General features: G+C 73.3%; 14 protein-coding genes. 10 read left to right on the top strand and 4 right to left on the bottom strand.

Annotated elements, in window-relative coordinates; genetic code table 11:
* Window positions 1–149: 149 nt before the first annotated feature.
* The 5 genes from ACH4E7_RS09255 to ACH4E7_RS09235 all read left to right on the top strand — a co-directional run bounded on the left by ACH4E7_RS09255 (window position 150) and on the right by ACH4E7_RS09235 (window position 5,563).
* Window positions 150–1,430, top strand: a complete 1,281-nt coding sequence (locus ACH4E7_RS09255; RefSeq protein ID WP_396248372.1) for an MFS transporter — start codon at window positions 150–152, stop codon at window positions 1,428–1,430.
* Between the two features lie 185 nt (window positions 1,431–1,615).
* The gene (locus ACH4E7_RS09250) at window positions 1,616–1,849 is read left to right on the top strand and encodes a hypothetical protein (RefSeq protein ID WP_396248371.1); all 234 of its coding nucleotides are present in this window, start codon (window positions 1,616–1,618) and stop codon (window positions 1,847–1,849) included.
* Window positions 1,850–1,973: 124 nt separating this feature from the next.
* Complete coding sequence (locus ACH4E7_RS09245) at window positions 1,974–2,519, top strand: methylated-DNA--[protein]-cysteine S-methyltransferase (protein ID WP_396248370.1); 546 nt, start codon at window positions 1,974–1,976, stop codon at window positions 2,517–2,519.
* Window positions 2,520–2,894: 375 nt separating this feature from the next.
* Entirely contained in the window at window positions 2,895–4,316 is a 1,422-nt protein-coding gene (locus ACH4E7_RS09240) for a family 2B encapsulin nanocompartment shell protein (RefSeq protein ID WP_396248369.1), read from the top strand.
* Between the two features lie 197 nt (window positions 4,317–4,513).
* Window positions 4,514–5,563, top strand: a complete 1,050-nt coding sequence (locus ACH4E7_RS09235; protein WP_396248368.1) for a family 2 encapsulin nanocompartment cargo protein polyprenyl transferase — start codon at window positions 4,514–4,516, stop codon at window positions 5,561–5,563.
* Window positions 5,564–5,612: 49 nt separating this feature from the next.
* On the opposite strand, the gene ACH4E7_RS09230 is transcribed toward ACH4E7_RS09235, so the two are convergent.
* On the bottom strand, window positions 5,613–6,653 hold the full coding sequence (locus tag ACH4E7_RS09230) for an NAD-dependent epimerase/dehydratase family protein (protein WP_396248367.1): 1,041 nt from the start codon (window positions 6,651–6,653) through the stop codon (window positions 5,613–5,615).
* A gap of 226 nt (window positions 6,654–6,879) precedes the next feature.
* Between ACH4E7_RS09230 and ACH4E7_RS09225 the strand changes: the two genes are divergently transcribed.
* Both ACH4E7_RS09225 and ACH4E7_RS09220 read left to right on the top strand, forming a co-directional pair.
* Window positions 6,880–8,217 carry a DUF1254 domain-containing protein gene (locus tag ACH4E7_RS09225; RefSeq protein ID WP_396248366.1) on the top strand — a complete coding sequence of 446 codons (1,338 nt, stop codon included), beginning with the start codon at window positions 6,880–6,882 and terminating at the stop codon, window positions 8,215–8,217.
* A gap of 62 nt (window positions 8,218–8,279) precedes the next feature.
* Window positions 8,280–9,623 carry a DUF1254 domain-containing protein gene (locus ACH4E7_RS09220; RefSeq protein ID WP_396248365.1) on the top strand — a complete coding sequence of 448 codons (1,344 nt, stop codon included), beginning with the start codon at window positions 8,280–8,282 and terminating at the stop codon, window positions 9,621–9,623.
* A gap of 91 nt (window positions 9,624–9,714) precedes the next feature.
* On the opposite strand, the gene ACH4E7_RS09215 is transcribed toward ACH4E7_RS09220, so the two are convergent.
* Window positions 9,715–11,592 carry a hypothetical protein gene (locus ACH4E7_RS09215; protein ID WP_396248364.1) on the bottom strand — a complete coding sequence of 626 codons (1,878 nt, stop codon included), beginning with the start codon at window positions 11,590–11,592 and terminating at the stop codon, window positions 9,715–9,717.
* A 141-nt stretch (window positions 11,593–11,733) separates the two neighbouring features.
* Here ACH4E7_RS09215 and radA point away from each other — a divergent pair, with 141 nt between their 5' ends.
* Window positions 11,734–13,245 carry a DNA repair protein RadA gene (radA, locus tag ACH4E7_RS09210; RefSeq protein WP_396248363.1) on the top strand — a complete coding sequence of 504 codons (1,512 nt, stop codon included), beginning with the start codon at window positions 11,734–11,736 and terminating at the stop codon, window positions 13,243–13,245.
* Between the two features lie 202 nt (window positions 13,246–13,447).
* The gene (disA, locus tag ACH4E7_RS09205; protein ID WP_188306273.1) at window positions 13,448–14,506 is read left to right on the top strand and encodes a DNA integrity scanning diadenylate cyclase DisA; all 1,059 of its coding nucleotides are present in this window, start codon (window positions 13,448–13,450) and stop codon (window positions 14,504–14,506) included.
* Between the two features lie 129 nt (window positions 14,507–14,635).
* Here disA and ACH4E7_RS09200 read toward each other — a convergent pair whose 3' ends face one another.
* On the bottom strand, window positions 14,636–15,508 hold the full coding sequence (locus ACH4E7_RS09200) for a hypothetical protein (protein WP_396248362.1): 873 nt from the start codon (window positions 15,506–15,508) through the stop codon (window positions 14,636–14,638).
* A gap of 191 nt (window positions 15,509–15,699) precedes the next feature.
* Here ACH4E7_RS09200 and ACH4E7_RS09195 point away from each other — a divergent pair, with 191 nt between their 5' ends.
* Window positions 15,700–16,635 carry an A/G-specific adenine glycosylase gene (locus ACH4E7_RS09195; RefSeq protein ID WP_396248361.1) on the top strand — a complete coding sequence of 312 codons (936 nt, stop codon included), beginning with the start codon at window positions 15,700–15,702 and terminating at the stop codon, window positions 16,633–16,635.
* Between the two features lie 99 nt (window positions 16,636–16,734).
* On the opposite strand, the gene ACH4E7_RS09190 is transcribed toward ACH4E7_RS09195, so the two are convergent.
* The gene (locus tag ACH4E7_RS09190; RefSeq protein ID WP_396248360.1) at window positions 16,735–18,330 is read right to left on the bottom strand and encodes an MDR family MFS transporter; all 1,596 of its coding nucleotides are present in this window, start codon (window positions 18,328–18,330) and stop codon (window positions 16,735–16,737) included.
* Window positions 18,331–18,535: the final 205 nt, after the last annotated feature.

The raw sequence follows: 18,535 nt of genomic DNA, 5'->3' as shown, positions 1-18,535 counted from the left end.
GGAAAGCGCAGTAAACAGCAGGTGGGAGCAGGTTTTCTGGCATATTTACTGCGGCAGGAGGGTGCGCCGTCAAAATTGATGCCGTAAGACTCAAGTTTTTCTTCGCAAACCCTTGATCCACGTTCCCGGCCGCTCGCAGACTGCTGCCCATGGCAGTGGACACAGAACGGATCCCGGCCCGCCCCCGGCGCCTGGGAGACCGTCTCGCCGTGCTGGGCGAGCGCGATTTCCGCCGATTCTTCATCGGCTACACGACCTCCCTCCTCGGCTCCTCGATGGCCCCGGTCGCGGTGGCCTTCGCGGTCCTCGACGGCGGGGGCGGGGGCGGCGGCACCGGCACCGACGTCGGCGGGGTGATGGCCGCCCGGATCCTCCCGGTGGTGCTGGTGCTGCTGGCCGGCGGGGTGATCGCCGACCGGTTCGGCAGCCGCCGCCTGATGCTGGGCGCGGACCTCCTGCGCGGCGTCGTCCAGGCGTTGTTCGCCGGACTGCTGGCGGCCGGGCACGCGCCGATCCGGGCGATGGTCGCCCTGGTGGCGGTGTGGGGGATCGGCGAGGGGCTGTTCATGCCCGCCTTCGGGGCGATCGTGCCCGACCTGGTGCGCCGCGAGGACCTGCTGGCGGACGGCAACACCCTGCTGGGGCTGTCCCGTTCGGTGTCCGCGGTGGCCGGCCCCGCGGTGGCCGGCCTGGTCACCGAGGCCCGGGGCCCGGCGGCGGTGCTGCTGATCGACGCAGTGACGTACGGCGTCGGCGCCCTCGCGCTGGCCGGGCTGCGGCTGCCGGACCGCCCGGGGGTGGGCGGCGGGGACTCGATGCTGCGGGAACTGCGGGCCGGCTGGTCGGAGTTCACCGCCCGCCCGTGGCTGTGGATCACCACCGCGCAGATGGGCCTGTTCAACCTGCTGGTCTGGGCGCCGTTCCTGGTGCTCGGCCCACTCACCGCGCAGCGGGAGCTCGGCGGTGCCCGGGCCTGGGGCCTGGTGATGGGCGTGTACGGCGCGGGCGCGGTGCTGGGCGGTCTGCTGATGCTCGGCCGCAGCCCCGGGCGCCCGCTCGCGGTGGCCACCGTGGCCGGACTGGGCTGGGCGCTGCCCTCCGCCGCGCTCGGGGCCGGGGCCCCGCTGGTCTGGCTGGTCGCCGGGGCGCTGGTGGCCGGGGTGGGCTCGGCGGTCTGCGGAACGCTGTTCTCCACCACCGTGCAGCACTGGATCCCGGCCGAGTTGCTCGGCCGGATGACCGCCTTCGGGTCACTCGGTTCCTTCGTCCTCGGCCCGCTCGGCCTGGCGGCGGCCGGCCCGCTGGCGGCCCGGCTCGGCACCGGCAGGGTGCTGCTGCTCGGGGCGGTCTGGCACGTCGTGGCCGGGGTCGTAGTGTTGGGCGTACCGGCGGTGCGGAATCGTCGCTGGGAGGAGGGCCCGGACAACTGACTCACCCCTCGGACGGCTCCGGGGCGCACCCCCGGCCACCCGGTGCGGCCCACCGCGCACCGTACCCGGCCGGCCCCGGAGCACAGCCGGTCGCTCCGCCCACGCGTGCGTGCCTCCGCGGCGGGCGGGGTGGCCGGGCCGGTCGTACCGTGGAGGGTGCGGGGGTGGACGTGAGGAGGTTGACCATGCCCGGTTCGCTCACCATCAGCCACCACGAGGCCGCCGTCGTCCTGGACCACACGGACGCGGCACGGCTGGCCACGGTGCTGGCCGAGCTGGCGTACCTGCTGGAGATCCCGGGGCCGAACCGGATCAACGAGGCGCAGCTCGCCGTGCTGTGCGAGGGCCGTACCCCGGACCGCGCCGAACTGTCGCGCTGGTCGCGGGCGCTGGCCACCGAGCTGAAGGATCGGCTCTGACCGCGGAGGTTCCCGCCGAAGGCCCCGCCGCCCCGCCGTACGATGGCGCGCGGGGCGGGCGGGTCCGGTCCGGCCCCCGGGTGCCGGGCTGGCCGGCGGCCGGTCCGGCGGAGGGTGGTCGAGCGTGCCGCAGTCCTGGTCGTTGTCCTGGCTGACCGTGCCGACGCCGCTGCCCAGCGGCCCGATGCGCATCGCGGTGACGCCGCTGGGCGTCGCGGCGGCCGGTTACGGCGGCCGGGAGGACGGGACGCCGCCGTGCACCGACCCGGCGAAGGCCACCGCTGTCACCGAGCGGATCGGTGCCTACCTGGCCGGCCGCACCCGCGAGTTGGGCCTGCCGATCGACTGGAGCCTCAGCTCAGGGCCGCACCGTACGGTCCTGCAGACGCTGTGGCGCGAGGTGCCGTACGGCGCGACCGTCACCTACGGCGAACTGGCCGCGCGCAGCGGGGTGTTCGAGGACGTCACCGAGCCGGGCCTGGCGGCCCGGACGGTCGGGCAGATGATGGCCGCCAACCCCGTCGCCCTGCTGGTGCCCTGCCACCGGGTGGTGGCGGCGGACGGGATCGGCGGCTTCGGCGGCGGCCGGGTCGGGATCGAGGTGAAGCGCTGGCTGCTCACCCTGGAAGGGGTGCTGGAGCCGACGCTGGACTGGAACGGCCCGCTGTAGCGCGCCCGCGGTCGGACGCGTACGGGTGAGCTCACGGAGGAGCTCGTGCGACCCGCCCGGGGCCCGGGGCGGCGAAGGGTCGGGAACCCCGGCGGGCCGTTCGGCGGCTTCGAACGGCAGGGTCGTCGCGTATGGGAGGTGTCGATTCGCGGCGCGGCCGGGCGGTCGATGGGGGAGGATGGGGGCGCGGCGTGCCGACAGGTTCGAATGAATGGTCGAACGGATATCGATCGAGTGATCTAGTCGTACTATTTGTTCGGTTATTCCGAACCACTCGAATGAGTGATTGCGGCATTCCCCCGAACGGGCCCACCATGAAGCGGCAACATGAATGTGCAAGGCGACACTTCATCGGGTTTGCGAAGGGCTCCCCATATGTCGACCGAAACCAATGCCGGAATTCCTGCGCCGGGTGCGCAGCCGGAGATCCGGCAGCAGCAGTCACTGAGCACGGCGGGCGCGCGGAACCTCGCCACGACCACCAAGTCCGCGCCGCAGATGCAGGGCATCAGCCCGCGCTGGCTGCTCAGGATGCTGCCCTGGGTTCAGGTGTCCGGCGGTACCTACCGGGTCAACCGTCGCCTGCGCCACAAGGTCGGCCGTGGTCGGGTGGGTTTCGCCAAGACCGGTTCCGAGGTGCGGATCATCCCGCAGACCCTGGCCGAGGTGCCGGTGCTGCGCGGTTACCAGGACGAGGCCGTCCTGGAGGAGCTGGCCGGGCGCTTCACCCAGCGCCAGTTCGCCGCGGGCGACGTGCTGGTCACCGCCGGTTCGCCGATCAGTGAGGTCTTCCTGATCGCGCACGGCAAGCTGGACCGGCTCGGCACCGGCAAGTACGGCGAGGAGACGGTGGTCGGCACCCTCGCCGACGGCGACCACCTGGGCGACGAGGCGCTCCAGGAGGAGGACGGCACCTGGCCCTACACCGTCCGCGCCGCGACCTCCGGCACGGTCATGGTGCTCGCCTGGCCGTCCTTCCAGGAGCTGCACGACCGCTCCGAGTCGCTCCAGCTGCAGATCATGGAGTACCTGAACGGCTTCCAGCAGGCGCAGAACAAGCATGGTGAGGCCGCGATCGACCTCTCCGCCGGCCACCAGGGCGAGTACGACCTGCCCGGCGCCTTCGTGGACTACGAGCTCAAGCCGCGCGAGTACGAGCTCAGCGTCGCGCAGACCATCCTCAAGGTGCACAGCCGCGTCGCCGACCTCTACAACCAGCCGATGAACCAGACCGAGCACCAGCTCCGGCTGACCATCGAGGCCCTGCGCGAGCGCCAGGAGCACGAACTCATCAACAACCCCGAGTTCGGCCTGCTGGAGAACGCCGAGTACGACCAGCGGCTCCAGACCCACTCCGGCCCGCCCACCCCGGACGACATGGACGAGCTGCTCAGCCGCCGCCGCAGCACCAAGATGTTCCTGGCCCATCCCAAGGCCATCGCCGCCTTCGGCCGGGAGTGCAACAAGCGCGGCCTCAACCCGGGCACCGTCGAGGTCGAGGGCAAGCACGTCAACGCCTGGCGCGGGGTGCCGATCTTCCCGTGCAACAAGATCCCGGTCGTCGGCGGGCACACCAGCTCGATCATCGCGATGCGTGTCGGCGAGGGCAACCAGGGTGTCATCGGTCTGCACCAAACCGGGCTTCCGGACGAATACCAGCCGAGCCTTTCGGTGCGGTTCATGGGAATCGATGAGAAGGCCATCATTTCCTACCTGGTGAGCGCCTACTACTCGGCCGCGATCCTGGTGCCGGACGCGATCGGCGTGCTGGAGAACGTGGACGTCGCCCAGCGCTGACGCCCGGAACCCGCCCGATATCCGAGCCCGATATCCGAGCCCGATATCCGCACCATCCGCGCCGCCCGGCCGGGGAGCCCACCCGGCCGGGCGGCGCGCCGCGACGCGTACGGCCACCGGCCCTCCGCTTCGGTGCGACCCGGCCGCCCGACCCGGCAGGCCATCCCACGACAGGCGCCCTACGGGGGGAGAAACCCATGACGAGCTCCACGCTGGAGCGGGACCGCAAAGAAGGCCACGAGGCGGCGAACATCCTCGCCCGTGCCCGCGGGCTGGTCGACCCGGTCCTGCGGGCCGCCGTCGACTCGCTGCCCGGCGCGATGCGCAAGGTCGCCGGCTACCACTTCGGCTGGTGGGAGGCGGACGGCACGCCCGCCGAGGCCTCCTCCGGCAAGGCGATCCGCCCGGCCCTGGTCCTCGCCGCCACCCAGGCCCTCGGCGGCACCCCCGGAACCGCCGTCGCCGCGGCCGCCGCAGTGGAGCTGGTGCACAACTTCACCCTGCTCCACGACGACGTCATCGACCGGGACGACACCCGCCGCCACCGGCCCACCGCCTGGCGGGTGTTCGGCACCACCGAGGCCATCCTGGCCGGCGACGCCATGCACTCCCTCGCGCTGCGCCTGGTCGCCGAGGACGCCCACCCGGCCGCCCGCGGCTCGATCCGCCGGCTCGCCGACTGTGTGGTCGAGCTCTGCGAGGGCCAGCAGATCGACTGCGCCTTCGAGCAGCGCAACGACGTCTCGCTCGACGAGTGCCTGGCGATGGCCGAGGCCAAGACCGGCGCCCTGCTCGGCGCCGCCTGCGCGATGGGCGCGCTGTACGGCGGCGGATCCGAGGAGGCCGCCCAGGCGATGGACGGCTTCGGCCGCGAGATCGGCCTGGCCTTCCAGCTGATCGACGACCTGATCGGCATCTGGGGCGACCCGGCCGTCACCGGCAAGCCGGTCGGCGCGGACCTGGTCGCCCGGAAGAAGTCGCTGCCGGTGGTCAAGGCGCTGGGCTCCAGGACTCCTGAGGGCGACCGGCTCGCCGAGCTGTACACGCTCGAACGCCCGCTGAGCCCCGAGGAGTTGGCGCAGTGTGCGGCCGCTGTCGAGGGCGCCGGCGGGCGCGGCTGGGCGCAGGGCGAATCCTGCGAGCGGATGGCGGCGGCGATGGCCCAGCTGGCCGTGGCCGTGCCGGAGCCGTCCGCGGCCGACGAACTGCTGGCGCTCGCCGAGCTGGTGACCCGCCGCACCCACTGAATCCTTCCGCAGTGGGAAGTCGGCCGGTCCGACGTCCCACTGCGGCGCGTCATCCGAAGGCGGCCAACAGCCGCTGCTCCTTGGCCGGTTCGATGCCCTGCCGGAACGCCGAACCCGGCACCTGCTTGCGCCCCTCGGCGTCCGTGTCGTCCGCGGGTCCACGCCCGCGCAGCCACTCCCAGGTGTCCCGCACGGTCTCCGCGAACGGGCGGCAGCGCAGTCCGGCCGCCCGGGCACGGCCGGTGTCGACCAGCCAGATGTACTTCCACTCCGGCAGATCCGGGGCCCAGAAGGGGAGTTCGAGCCAGGGCTCGACCTTGTCCGGCCCCTCGGCGAGCAGCCGGTCGTCCTCGACCCAGACCAGCTCGGTGTCCGCCGCGCCCGCGACCTCCCGGCAGGTCTCCAGCCACTCGCCGAAGGTGAGGTGCCCGGGCGGCGCGGTGGTGAGGAAGCGGCCCGTCGTGCCGGCCTCCAGCCGGTCGAGCCCGAAGGCGGCGAAGTCCCGGACGTCGATCACCTGCATGGTCCGCCCGGGGTCGCCGGGGGCGAGCACCCGCCCGCCGCGCGCCATCCGCTCCAGCCACCAGGGCAGCCGGCCGCCGAACTCGTGCGGCCCGACCAGGAGCCCGCTGCTGAGGATCAGCGAGCGCTCGGCGCCGAAGCCCTCCAGCACCGCCCGCTCGGCGCCGGCCTTCAGCTCGCGGCCGAAGGGCTGGCCGGGCGGGGTGTCGGCGGGGCAGGGGAGGAGCGTGGAGTCCTCGTCGATCACTTGGGCGGCCCAGTCGGCGTAGGCGTGCACCGAGGAGACGAAGGTGTAGTGGCCGGCCCGCTCGCGCAGCAGCCGCGCGGTGAGCGAGGCCTGGGCGGGCTGTCGGCCGGAGGTGTCGACGACGGCGTCCCAGCTGCGGCCGTCGACCAGCCGGGTGACGTCCTCGGCACTGTCGCGGTCGCCCCGGACGGCCTCGACCCCGGGCAGGTCGGCGGCGCTGCGGCCGCGGTTGAAGGTGGTGACCTGGTGGCCGCGGGCGAGGGCCTCGGCGGCATAGGCCCGTCCGAGGAAGGACGAGCCCCCGAGCAGAAGGATCTTCATGCCGCACAGCCTCTCCCGGCCGCTCCGCTTGTACGCCCGGATTCGCGCTGGGCAGAGGAGCGGACGGAGGAGCGGACGGAGGAAAGGGCGGAGGCGCGGGAGAAGCCCGGCGGTCCCGGTGGGACGCGGAGCAACCGACATGCCGCCCCACCCCGCCCCACTTAGCATCCCATGTGTACCGATATGTCCTGATTCGGCACTGGATTCGGCACTGGGAGAGCGCAGCATGGTCAACCCGGCACTCGTGGACCCGGCCACCGTCCGCGCCACCGCCGCCGAGGCTTGGATCCGCGGCTACCCCATCCTGCAGAACTACCGCACCCTCTACGCCCAGGCCCTGGACGAGGCGGACCCGAAGTACGTCGGCGGCTTCGGCGTCTTCCGCCACTACCCGCAGCCCTTCACCCCCGCCGACACCGATCCCGTCACCCCCAGCAACGACACCCTGCACTCCTGGGCCTGGCTCGACCTGCGCGCCGAGCCCTGGGTGGTCTCCGTCCCGGCAGATGACCGCTACTACGTCCTCCCGGTGCACGAACTCGACACCGTCTACGCCGGGTTCGTCGGCGCCCGGACCACCGGCCGGGAGGCCGGCGACTACCTGGTGGCCGGCCCCGACTGGCAGGGCGAGACCCCGCCCGGCATCAAGGGCGTCATCCGCACCGCCACCCGGCTGGTCGGCATCGTCGGCCGCACCCACCTCGCCGGCCCCACCCCCGCCGAGATCGCCGAACTCAAAGCCGTCCAGCAGCAGTACCGGCTGCACCCGCTGCACCGGTACGCCGGCACCCCCGCGCCCACCCCTGCCCCGGAGTCGGTCTGGCCGGTCTGGCGCGACGAGGTGATGGACACCGTCGAGTTCCTCTGCTTCCTCGACTTCCTGCTCGGCTTCTTCCCGCTGACCGACGAACTCCCGTCCGTCGAGGTCGAGCTGCGCGGCCGCCTCGCCGACCTCGGCATCGACGGCCGCGGCGAGTTCGAGCCCGCCGCCCTCCCGATGGACGTCCGCGCCGAGGTCGAGCGCGGCATCGCCGACGGCCGGGCCCGGCTGGAGCGCGCCGCCGGTGAACTCCGCGACGCCACCGTCCTGTTCGGCACCCGCGAACGGGTCGGCGCCGACTTTTTGCACCAGGCGCTCGGGGCGAAGCTCGGCCTGTACGGGCTGCCCGTCGAGGAGGCCTGGTACGGCGGCTGGACCGCGGACAGCGCCGGCCGCCAGCCGCCCAACGCCAGCGACCGCGACCACGTCATCCGCTTCGGCCCGCACGACCTGCCGCCGGCCCGCTTCTTCTGGTCCGCCACCATGTACGCCCTGCCCGGGCGCCAACTCGTCGACAACACCCTGGACCGCTACTCCATCGGCGACCGCACCCCGGACCTGGTCCGCGACCCGGACGGCGGACTCACCCTCTACGTCCAGCACAAGCGGCCCGCCGACGCCCAGCACTCCGCCAACTGGCTGCCCGCACCCGACGGCCCGTTCACCGTGGTCATCCGGCTCTACGGGCCGGACCCGTCCGTCCTGGACGGCCGCTGGCAGCTCCCACCGCTCGACCCGCGCTGACCGCCCCACCCGCCGCACCGACCCGCCGCACCGACCCCGACCGACCGCACGAAGGACCCTCGATGAACCAGCTCGAGCTGGAGGCCCTGGCCGCCGACGCCTACGTCTACGGCTACCCGCTCGTCGCCGGCCTCACCATGGTCGAGCGCTTCGCCAAGGGCGGCCTGGGCACCCTCCCGGCGGCGCCGTTCAACCACTTCAGCCACGCCACCCGGCTGGCCGGGCCGGGCGACCACTTCGTCTCGGTCAACAACGACACGACGTACTCGATCGCCCACCTCGACCTGTCCGAGGGCCCGCAGGTGCTGCACGTCCCGGACACCGCCGGCGCCTACTACGTGCTGCAGTTCATCGGCGCCTGGACCGACAACGTCGCCTACCTCGGCAGCCGCGCCACCGGCACCGACGCGCAGACCTGGCTGATCGTCCCGCCCGACTGGCACGGCACCCCGCCGGACCCCGACCGGGTGATCGAACTACCGACCGCCGTCGGCACCGTCGTCGGCCGCTTCGCCTGCGCCGGCCCCGGCGACCTGCCCCGGGTCAAGGCGCTGCAGGCCGAACTCGTCCTGGAGCCGCTGGAGCCGCTGGAGCCCGGCGGCCTGGTCGCCGGACTGCCCGAGCCCGACCAGGACGTCCCCGAACGGCTGGCCTTCTTCGAGCGCCTGCGGGTGTGGATGCAGGCCTTCCCACCCGCCACCCCCGACATCGAGTACCAGCGCCGCTTCGCCCCGCTCGGCCTGCTGGACGACGGCGCCTCGCCGTACCGCGCGGCCGCCCCGGAGTGGACCCTCACCCTCGCCAAGGGCCTGGCCGCCGGCCGCGAACGGGTCGAGGACGCCATCCGCCCACCCGAGGACCATCCGCCCGGCGAATGGCGTTCCGCGCTCCACCTCTTCGACTACAACCTCGACCACCTGGGCCCCGGCACCCTCGACGACCCCGAGTGGCGCATCCCCGACCGCCGCGCCGCCTACCTCAGCCGCGCCGCCGCCGCCCGCGCCGGCCTCTGGGGCAGCCACGCCTACGAGGCCTTCTTCGCGATGACCTACGACGACTCCGACGGCCGCCCGCTCACCGGCGCCAACAGCTACACCCTCCACTTCGACCAACCCCCGCCCGCCGAGGCCTTCTGGTCCGTCACGATGTACTCCGTCCCCGACTACTACCTGGTCGAGAACCCCGTCGACCGCTACTCCATCGGTGACCGCACCCCCGGCCTGGCCTACGGCAAGGACGGCTCCCTCACCCTCACCCTCCAACACGAACCACCCGAGGACCCGGTGGCCGCCGCCAACTGGCTCCCCACCCCCCTCGGTGAGTTCCGCCCGATCATCCGCCTCTACCAACCGAAGCCGGCGGTCCTCGACGGCACCTACCAGGTCCCCCCGATCCACCGCACCTGACGGGGGCGCCCGCCCCGTCGCTGCCCGCGAGCCGCTCGGCTGCCCGCCGGTGTCCACCCCGCCCTCCCGGCAGCCGAGGGCAGCCGGATCCCTAGTGCCCCGACGGCGACGCCGTCGCCGTCCCGGTCGGGTGCGGGGACGCGGTGCCCGTCGGGGTCGCCGAGGGCGTGGGCGTGCCGCTCGGCGTTCCGGGGTGCGAGGGCGCCGGCGTCGGCGAGCCGGAGCCCGACGGCGACGGCGCCCCCGTCCGGCTCGGCGACGGCGACGAGGACGGCGACCCGGTAGCGGTAGCGGTAGCCGTAGCCGTCGCCCCCGTCGTGGGCGAAGCGCTGCCGCTCGGCGTCGCCGAAGGCTCCGCCGACGAGGACGCCGACCCGCCCCGGTTCTGCGGTCCGCCCTCCAGCGTGACCACCGCCTGCGAGGGCGGCAGCGCGATGCGGGCGGTCCAGTGGGTGGTGGGCGCGTGGTCCTCGTCCACAGTGACGATCACGGTGATCCGCTGTCCCGGCGCCAGCGTCCCCGCGTCGCGGCTGAGCCGGAGCCAGCCGGCGTCCGTCACGGCGCGCCAACGGATCTCCGTGGCGCCGGAGTCGGTGAGGGTGAGCACCGTCCGGCTGCCGTACTCGGCGGCCTCGACGGTGAGCAGTCCGGCCGGGGACGGGTCGGCCGGGCCCGGGACGGAGACCCGTTCGACCGCGGGGGCCGGGGCGGCGACCAGCGTCGGGCTGTCGAGCGGGGTCGCGCCCGGGCCCGGGACCGGGACCAGCGGGCCCTGGAAGGTGAGCCGCGGAAAACCCGGCAGCAACGTTTCTGCACCGCCCGAACCCGAACCGGCCGGACCCCCGGGACCCACCCCGGCGCCCGCCAGCTCCAACCCCGGCATCCCGGCCCCGCCGGCCGCGTCCGCCGGAGCCCCCGACCACGGCTGCGGCGGACGCTGCCCGGCCTCCTGTCCGGACTCGTCCACCCGCACCGCCGAGACCGAGGCCGCCGACCCCGACCCGCCGCCGCCCCGGTGTCCGGCCCAGAGCGCGACCACCGGTGCCGCCAGCACCGCCGCGAGCACCCCGGTGGTCACCACCCGCCGCCGGACCGCCACGCCGCGGCCCGCGTCCGGCGCCCGGTGCCGGGGGAAGCCGCCGTGGTCGAACCGCAGCCCCGGCTCGGCGGCCACCGTGCCCCACCGCCCGGCCGCAGCGGCTCCCGCCGACGGCAGGTGCGCCACCACGTCCACCGGGGGAACCGGAGCAGGCGCGGTCAGCAACGGCAGCCCCGACAGCCCCGCCGTACCGTTCGCCGCCTCCCCGGCGGCCACCCGCTCCGCCGTCCCCCGGCAGGTCGGGCAGTCCACCACGTGCTGCACCAGTTCCCGCCGCAGCGCCGGCCCGAGCACCCAGTCCCGCCAGGACTCCGCCCCGGCCCCGCCGAGCCGGTCCAGTTCCGGGCAGCTGCCCACCCCGAGCACCAGCAGCGCCGCCCTGGTCCTGGCCACCTCGGCCTCGGCGGCGGCGAGCAGTTCCCGGGTCCGCTCGAAGGGCAGGCCCAGCACCGCCGCCACCTCCAGCGGGGTCAGCCGGTGCCGTACGGACAGTTCCAGCGCCTCGCGCTGCTCGGGGTCGGTACCGGCCGCCTCCGGCCAGGCGAGCGAGGCCAGCTCGCGCCGCCGCCGGGCGGCCTCGGCCTCGTCGGGTTCCGCCCGGGGCTCCCGGACGGCCCCGTCGGCCAGCCGTCGCAGGCAGCAGTACCGGGCCAGCGAGAACAGCCAGGCCCGCACCAGTCCGGGCTCGGCCAGTCGGGCGCCGTGCCGCCGCGCCAGCTCGCCGACCTCGCGCAGGGCGTCGGCGGCGGCGTCGTGCTCGCACAGCACCGAGAGGCAGTAGGTGAACAGGCCGTCCACCTGCCGGTCGTAGGCCGCCGGCACGGCGGCCGCCGGCGACCCGGGCCCGGCCCCAACAGTTCGCGTCGTCACCCGTCCGACGGTAGGGACACCGGGCCGCCCGGCCCCGTCATTCGCCGCGCATGTACTTCTTTCGGGTAACGGCATCGCCCATCTGTGTGGGTCCCGCAGCGGGGACCGACGCTGTCGTACCCAGGCGCTACGGTGGGCCGCATGCCTCCGCGTTCCAAGACCACCGCCAAGCCGCGTCCGGCCTACCGCTGCACCGAGTGCGGCAACCAGCTGCCCAAGTGGGTCGGCCGCTGCCCGGAGTGCAACGCATGGGGCACGGTCGAGGAGTACGGCGCGGTGCCGATCCGCACCACCGCCGCCGGGCCCGTCAGTGCGCCCGCCCGCCCGATCGCCCAGGTGGACGGCCAGGTCGCGACGGCCCGCTCGACGGGCGTGCCGGAGCTGGACCGGGTGCTCGGCGGCGGCCTGGTGCCCGGCGCGGTGGTCCTGCTGGCCGGCGAGCCCGGCGTCGGCAAGTCGACCCTGCTGCTGGACGTCGCCGCCAAGGCGGCCACCGCCCAGCACCGCACGCTCTACGTCACCGGCGAGGAGTCGGCCGGCCAGGTGCGGCTGCGCGCCGACCGGATCAACGCCCTCTCCGAGCACCTCTACCTCGCCGCCGAGTCCGACCTCGGCGCAGTGCTCGGGCACATCGAGGCGGTCAACCCGGGTCTGCTGATCCTGGACTCGGTGCAGACCATCGCCTCCGCCGAGCTGGACGGCGCCCCCGGCGGCCCGGCCCAGGTCCGCGAGGTGGCGAACGCGCTGATCCGGGCGTCCAAGGAGCGCGGCATGGCCACCCTGCTGGTCGGCCACGTCACCAAGGACGGCCAGATCGCCGGTCCGCGCCTGCTGGAGCACCTGGTGGACGTGGTGCTGAGCTTCGAGGGCGACCGGCATGCCCGGCTGCGGCTGATCCGGGGGATCAAGAACCGCTACGGCGCCACCGACGAGGTGGGCTGCTTCGAGCTGCACGACGAGGGCATCGTCGGCCTGGCCGACCCCTCAGGCCTCTTCCTGACCAGGCGTGACAAGCCCGTCCCGGGCACCTGCCTCACCGTCACCCTGGAGGGCAAGCGTCCGCTGGTGGCCGAGGTGCAGGCGCTGATGGTGGATTCGCAGATCCCCTCCCCGCGCCGGACCACCTCGGGCCTGGAGTCGCCCCGGATCGCGATGATCCTGGCGGTGGTGGAGCGGCACGGCGGGGTGAAGCTCGGCAAGCAGGACATCTACACCGCGACGGTCGGCGGGGTGAAGCTGACCGAGCCGTCGGCCGACCTCGCGGTCGCCCTCGCGGTGGCCAGCTCCTCCACCGACACCCCGCTGCCCAGCAATCTGGTGGCGATCGGGGAGGTCGGCCTGGCGGGCGAGGTGCGGCGGGTGACGGGTGTGCAGCGCCGGCTCGCCGAGGCGCACCGGCTGGGCTTCACCCACGCCCTGGTCCCGCCGGACCCGGGCAAGGTGCCGCCGGGCATGAAGGTGGTCGAGGTGGCCGACATCGGCGAGGCGCTGCGGGCCGTCCCGGGCCGGCGCCGGGCCTCCGCGAAGCCGCGCGGCGAGGGGCGTGGTGAAGCCCCGTCGACCCCGCCGGCCCCCCGTGCGGCACGGGTCCCGGCCTTCCCGGAGGAGCTGATGGACGGCTGGGAGCCGCTCGACTCCGACGAACTGCGCTGACCCAAGCCCTGCCGAAGCCGCACGCAGTTAGACTTTCCCCAGTCTCATTGGCCAGAAGGCAGTACCGAAGCGGTACTGAGCGACAGAGCAACAGACCGCGGACCGGCGCACGGCGCGAGGCGCGCGGCACGGGGTCGACCGGAGGAGTCACGTGGCAGCCAGCGACCGGGGGGCGGACAAGGCCTCCCGTGAGGAGGCCCTGCTGCGCGCCTCCCTCACCGCCATCGCGCCCGGTACCGCGCTTCGTGACGGCCTGGAACGGGTCCTGCGGGCCAACACCGGTGGCCTGATCGTGCTGGGTTTCGACAAGACCGTCGAGTCCCTGTGCACCGGCGGCTTCGTCCTGGACGTCGAGTTCAGTGCGACCCGCCTGCGCGAGCTGTGCAAGCTCGACGGCGCGGTGGTGCTCGACAAGGACATCACCAAGATCGTCCGGGCCGGCGTCCACCTGATGCCGGACTCGACCATCCCCACCGACGAGACCGGCACCCGCCACCGCACCGCGGAGCGGGTCAACCGGCAGACCGGTTACCCGGTGGTCGCGGTCTCGCACTCGATGCGGCTGATCGCCATGTACGTCAACGGCACCCGCCGGGTGCTGGAGGACTCCACCACCGTCCTGTCCCGCGCCAACCAGGCGCTGGCCACCCTGGAGCGCTACAAGCTCCGCCTGGACGAGGTGGCCGGCACGCTCTCCGCGCTGGAGATCGAGGACCTGGTGACGGTCCGGGACGTCACGGCCGTGGCCCAGCGCCTGGAGATGGTCCGGCTGATCGCCACCGAGATCGCCGGCTACGTGCTGGAGCTCGGCATCGACGGCCGCCTGCTCTCGCTCCAGCTGGACGAGCTGATCGCGGGCGTGGAGCCGGAGCGCGAACTGGTCGCCCGGGACTACTTCCCGGAGCGGGCCGCCAAGAAGGGCCGGACGGTCACCGAGGTGCTGGCCGACCTGGAGGCGCTCACCCACGCCGAGCTGCTGGACCTGCAGACGGTCGCCAAGGCGCTCGGCTACTCCGGCTCCCCGGAGTCCCTGGACTCCGCGGTCTCCCCGCGCGGCTACCGCCTGCTGGCGAAGATCCCGCGCCTGCCCAACACGGTGATAGAGCGCCTGGTCGAGCACTTCGGCGGCCTGCAGAAGCTGCTCGCCGCCAGCATCGACGATCTGCAGACGGTCGAGGGCGTCGGCGAGACCCGGGCCCGTTCGGTCCGCGAGGGCCTGTCCCGCCTTGCCGAATCGTCCATCCTGGAGCGCTACGTCTGACTGACGCGCAATCGACGGACGGCCCCCGGGGAAACGCTTCCCCGGGGGCCGTTCCGCGTTTCCGGACCCGGGAACGCCGGAGCCCCCGACCGCGCGCGGCCGGGGGCTCCGAAGGAAGTTGACCGGTCCTCAGCCGTCCAGCCGGATCGAGGTCCGGGCCGACACCTTGTCCGCGGAGAGCCCGGTGAGCTCCGCGAGCACCACGTAGGTCCCGTTCGCCGGCGCCGTCTGGTCGGCGGTCGCGCACTGCGGCTTGCTGCGGCTGCGGTCCCAGGTGAAGGTCTCGGTCTGGCTGCCGTTCGCCGGGATCTGCACCCAGATGTCGCCCTTGTCGGGCGGGCAGTCGCCGGAGGACCAGACCCGGTCGTTGTTGTTGCCGCTGACCGTGATCACGGAGGTGGTGCGGCCCAGGTCCACCCGGCAGTTGGTGCCGGAGGAGTTCTTGACCGTCAGGGCCAGCTTCGGCTTGTCCTTGGGCTGGTACGGGTTCTGACTGGGGTTCAGTTCAAGGGCCACCTGCGAGGAGGCGCAGACCGGAAGCGCCATCACCTCGGGGGTGTTCACCGCCGGAGCGCCGCCACCCGAGCCGCCCGACCCGCCGCCGTTGCCGCCGCCGCTCCCGCCGGAGCCGCCCGACCCGCCGGACCCGCCCGCCGGTGCGGGGTTGGCGCCGGCGCCGGTGCCACCGCTGAGACCGACCTCGCTGCCGCCGCCGCTCACCGGGCCCCCGCTGCCCCCGGCACTGCCGCCGCCGGGGCGCGCCGCGGGGCCGCTCGGGGAGGCACCGGGCGTGATCGCCTGGGCGGGCGTCTGGGACTGGGACTGGGGCGGTACGGCCTGCGCGGCCTTGTTCTGTGAGCCGTCGCCACCGCCCCCGCCCTGATCGGTCATCAGCCAGGCGATCAGGGCGATGACCGCCGCGACGGCGGCGAGCACGACGACGCGCCGACGCCAGTAGATCGAGGCCGGCAGCGGTCCCACGGGTTGACGCAGAGAGGGCACGATCAAACTCTACGAGACTGCGTGTGGCGATTGACTCACCAACACCGCACAGTCGCCCCTTCTTTCACATGATCCGCCATTTGATCCGTTCGAGGGAGCGGTCGAACCGGGATTTCCGAGCGGTTTCCGGACATTCGGAACCAGTTCCTCCACTTCGGCGACGTCCCCCGCCATGGGAGGATCGAAGGGCCATGACTGCCATCACCGCCACCGAAACGACCGCCGGAACCGCCACCGCGCCCCGGCTGCCGATGCCCCTGCCGCTGCTGCACTCGACCGTCCTCGACTGGTACGAGGCCAGCAAGCGCGACCTGCCCTGGCGGACCCCCGACGCGACGCCCTGGGCGGTCATGGTGAGCGAGTTCATGCTCCAGCAGACCCCGGTGAAGCGGGTGCTACCCGCCTGGCATGCCTGGATGACCCGCTGGCCCACCCCGGCCGACCTCGCCGCCGAGGCGTCCGGCGAGGCGGTCCGGATGTGGGGTCGGCTGGGCTACCCGCGCCGCGCGCTGCGGCTGCACGCGGCCGCCGTGGCGATCACCGAGGAGCACGGCGGCGAGGTCCCGGACGACCACGCCACGCTGCTCTCGCTGCCCGGGGTGGGGGAGTACACCGCCGCGGCGGTCGCCTCCTTCGCCTTCCGCCAGCGGCACGTGGTGCTGGACACCAACGTCCGCCGGGTCTTCGCCCGCGCGGTGACCGGCGTCGAGTACCCGGCCCAGGCCACCACCGCCGCCGAGCGCCGTACCGCGACCGCGCTGCTGCCCGACGACGCCGAGACCGCCGCCACCTGGGCGGTCGGCGTGATGGAGCTGGGCGCACTGGTCTGCACCGCCCGCGGCCCGGAGTGCGGGGACTGCCCGCTGTTCACCGGCTGTGCCTGGCAGCGGGCCGGCCGCCCGGCGTACGAGGGGCCGGCCCGGCGCGGTCAGTCCTACGAGGGGACGGACCGCCAGGCGCGCGGCAAGCTGCTCGCGGTGCTGCGCGAGGCGCACGGCTCGGTCCCGCAGGCCCGCCTGGACGCCGTCTGGCCGGACGCCGTGCAGCGGGCCCGCGCCCTGGACGGTTTGGTCGCCGACGGCCTGGTCGAGCCGGTCGAGCAGGGCGTCTACCGACTGCCCCGGTAGGCGCACCCCGCAACGGACGAAGGCGGCACCCCCGGAAGGAGAACCTCCCGGGGGCGCCGTGCGAAGCGGGACCGTGCGGAGCGGACCCCACGAGGACCGTCAGACGGCCGCCGCCTCCAGCGAGGACTCGGCCGGCTTCTCGCCCTTGCCGGTGCCGCGCAGCGGCACCTCGCGCAGGAACAGCGCGGCGGCGATGGCGATCACGGCCACCCCGGCGCCCCACAGGAACACGGTGTGAATGCCGTTGGACACCGCGTGGTGGAAGGCGTCCTGGATGTGGTCGGGCAGCTTGCGCAGATCGGCGGGGCTCATCTCGCCCGGGTCCTTCGCCCCACCGCCGGCCGAGGCCTGCGCGCCCAGCCGCTCGGCCATGGTGTCCTTCACCCGGTTGTTGAACAGCGCGCCGAACAGCGCGACACCGAAGGAACCGCCGATGGTGCGGAACAGGGTGGCGGTGGAGCTGGCCACGCCCATGTCCTTGAGCTCGACGCTGTTCTGCGCGACCAGCATGGTGATCTGCATCAGGAAGCCCATGCCGGCGCCGAGCACGACCATCCAGCAGGCCGAGGTGAAGCTGCTGGTCCCGGTGCCCATGGTGGAGAGCAGGATCAGGCCGCCGGTCATCACGAGGGTGCCGATGATCGGGTAGATCCGGTACTTGCCGGTCCTGGTGACGGCCTGGCCGACCACCAGCGAGACGACCAGCATGCCGAACATCAACGGCATCAGCAGCAGACCGGAGTTGGTCGCCGAGGCGCCCTGGACGATCTGCTGGTAGAACGGCAGGAAGAAGGTCGAGCCGAACATCACGAAGCCGACGATGAAGCCGATGATCGAGACCAGGGTGAAGTTCAGGTTCTTGAACAGGGTCAGCGGCAGCATCGGCTCCTCGACCCGCTGCTCCACGTAGCAGAAGGCGATCAGCGAGGCGACGGCGAGCGCGGCCAGGCCGAGGATCTCCTTGGAGCCCCAGGCGTACTGCTGGCCGCCCCAGGTGGTCAGCAGCACGAGCGAGGTGATGCCGGTGGTGAGCAGGATCGCGCCCAGGTAGTCGATCCGGGCGGTGTTGCGGACCTTCGGCAGCTTCAGGGTGACGATGACGACGGCGAGCGCGATCACACCGAGCGGCAGGTTGATGTAGAAGGTCCAGTGCCAGCTCAGGTGGTCGGTGATGAAGCCGCCGACCAGCGGGCCGCCGACGGTGGCCAGGGCCATCACCGCGGCGAACATCCCCTGGTACTTGCCGCGGTCGCGCGGCGGGACGAGCGCGCCCATGATCGACATGACGCCGACCATCAGACCGCCGGCGCCCAGGCCCTGTACGGCGCGGAAGCTGATCAGCTCGGTCATGTTCTGCGACAGGCCGGACAGCGCCGAGCCCACCAGGAAGATCACGATCGAGGTGAGGAAGCTGCCCTTGCGGCCGTACAGGTCGCCGAGCTTGCCCCAGATCGGGGTGGAGGCGGCGGTGGTCAGCGTGTAGGCGGTGACCACCCAGGACCGGTGCTCGGCACCGCCGAGGTCGCCGACGATGGTCGGCATCGCGGTGCCGACGATCAGGTTGTCTAGCATGGCCAGCAGCATCGTGACGACCAAGCCGACCATCACGAGGCGGATCTCGCGGGGTGACCGCGGCTGTTCCTCCTCGGCCGTCTTGTCCTCCGGTACCGGGCCGGCGGTCTTGGACTGTGACATGGGGTGGGGTCTCCCGGAGGGGTGGTTCGGACGAGCGTCGCGCCGTGCGGCGGCTCACTTACTTGTCGCCCGGCTAGTTTATCGATCGTCGGCACGGTAAGTTGTTTCCTAGCCGGTCGTCAAGCCAGTTTTCCGAACGGCCGCCTGGGCAGGGAGAATGGGCCCGGGGCGGACGCCACCGTGGGGTCCGCAGCAGTCACCGACG

The organism is Kitasatospora sp. NPDC018058, assembly GCF_044327205.1.
In the GTDB taxonomy this organism is placed as follows: domain Bacteria; phylum Actinomycetota; class Actinomycetes; order Streptomycetales; family Streptomycetaceae; genus Kitasatospora.
This window is presented reverse-complemented; position numbering and strand designations above follow the sequence as displayed.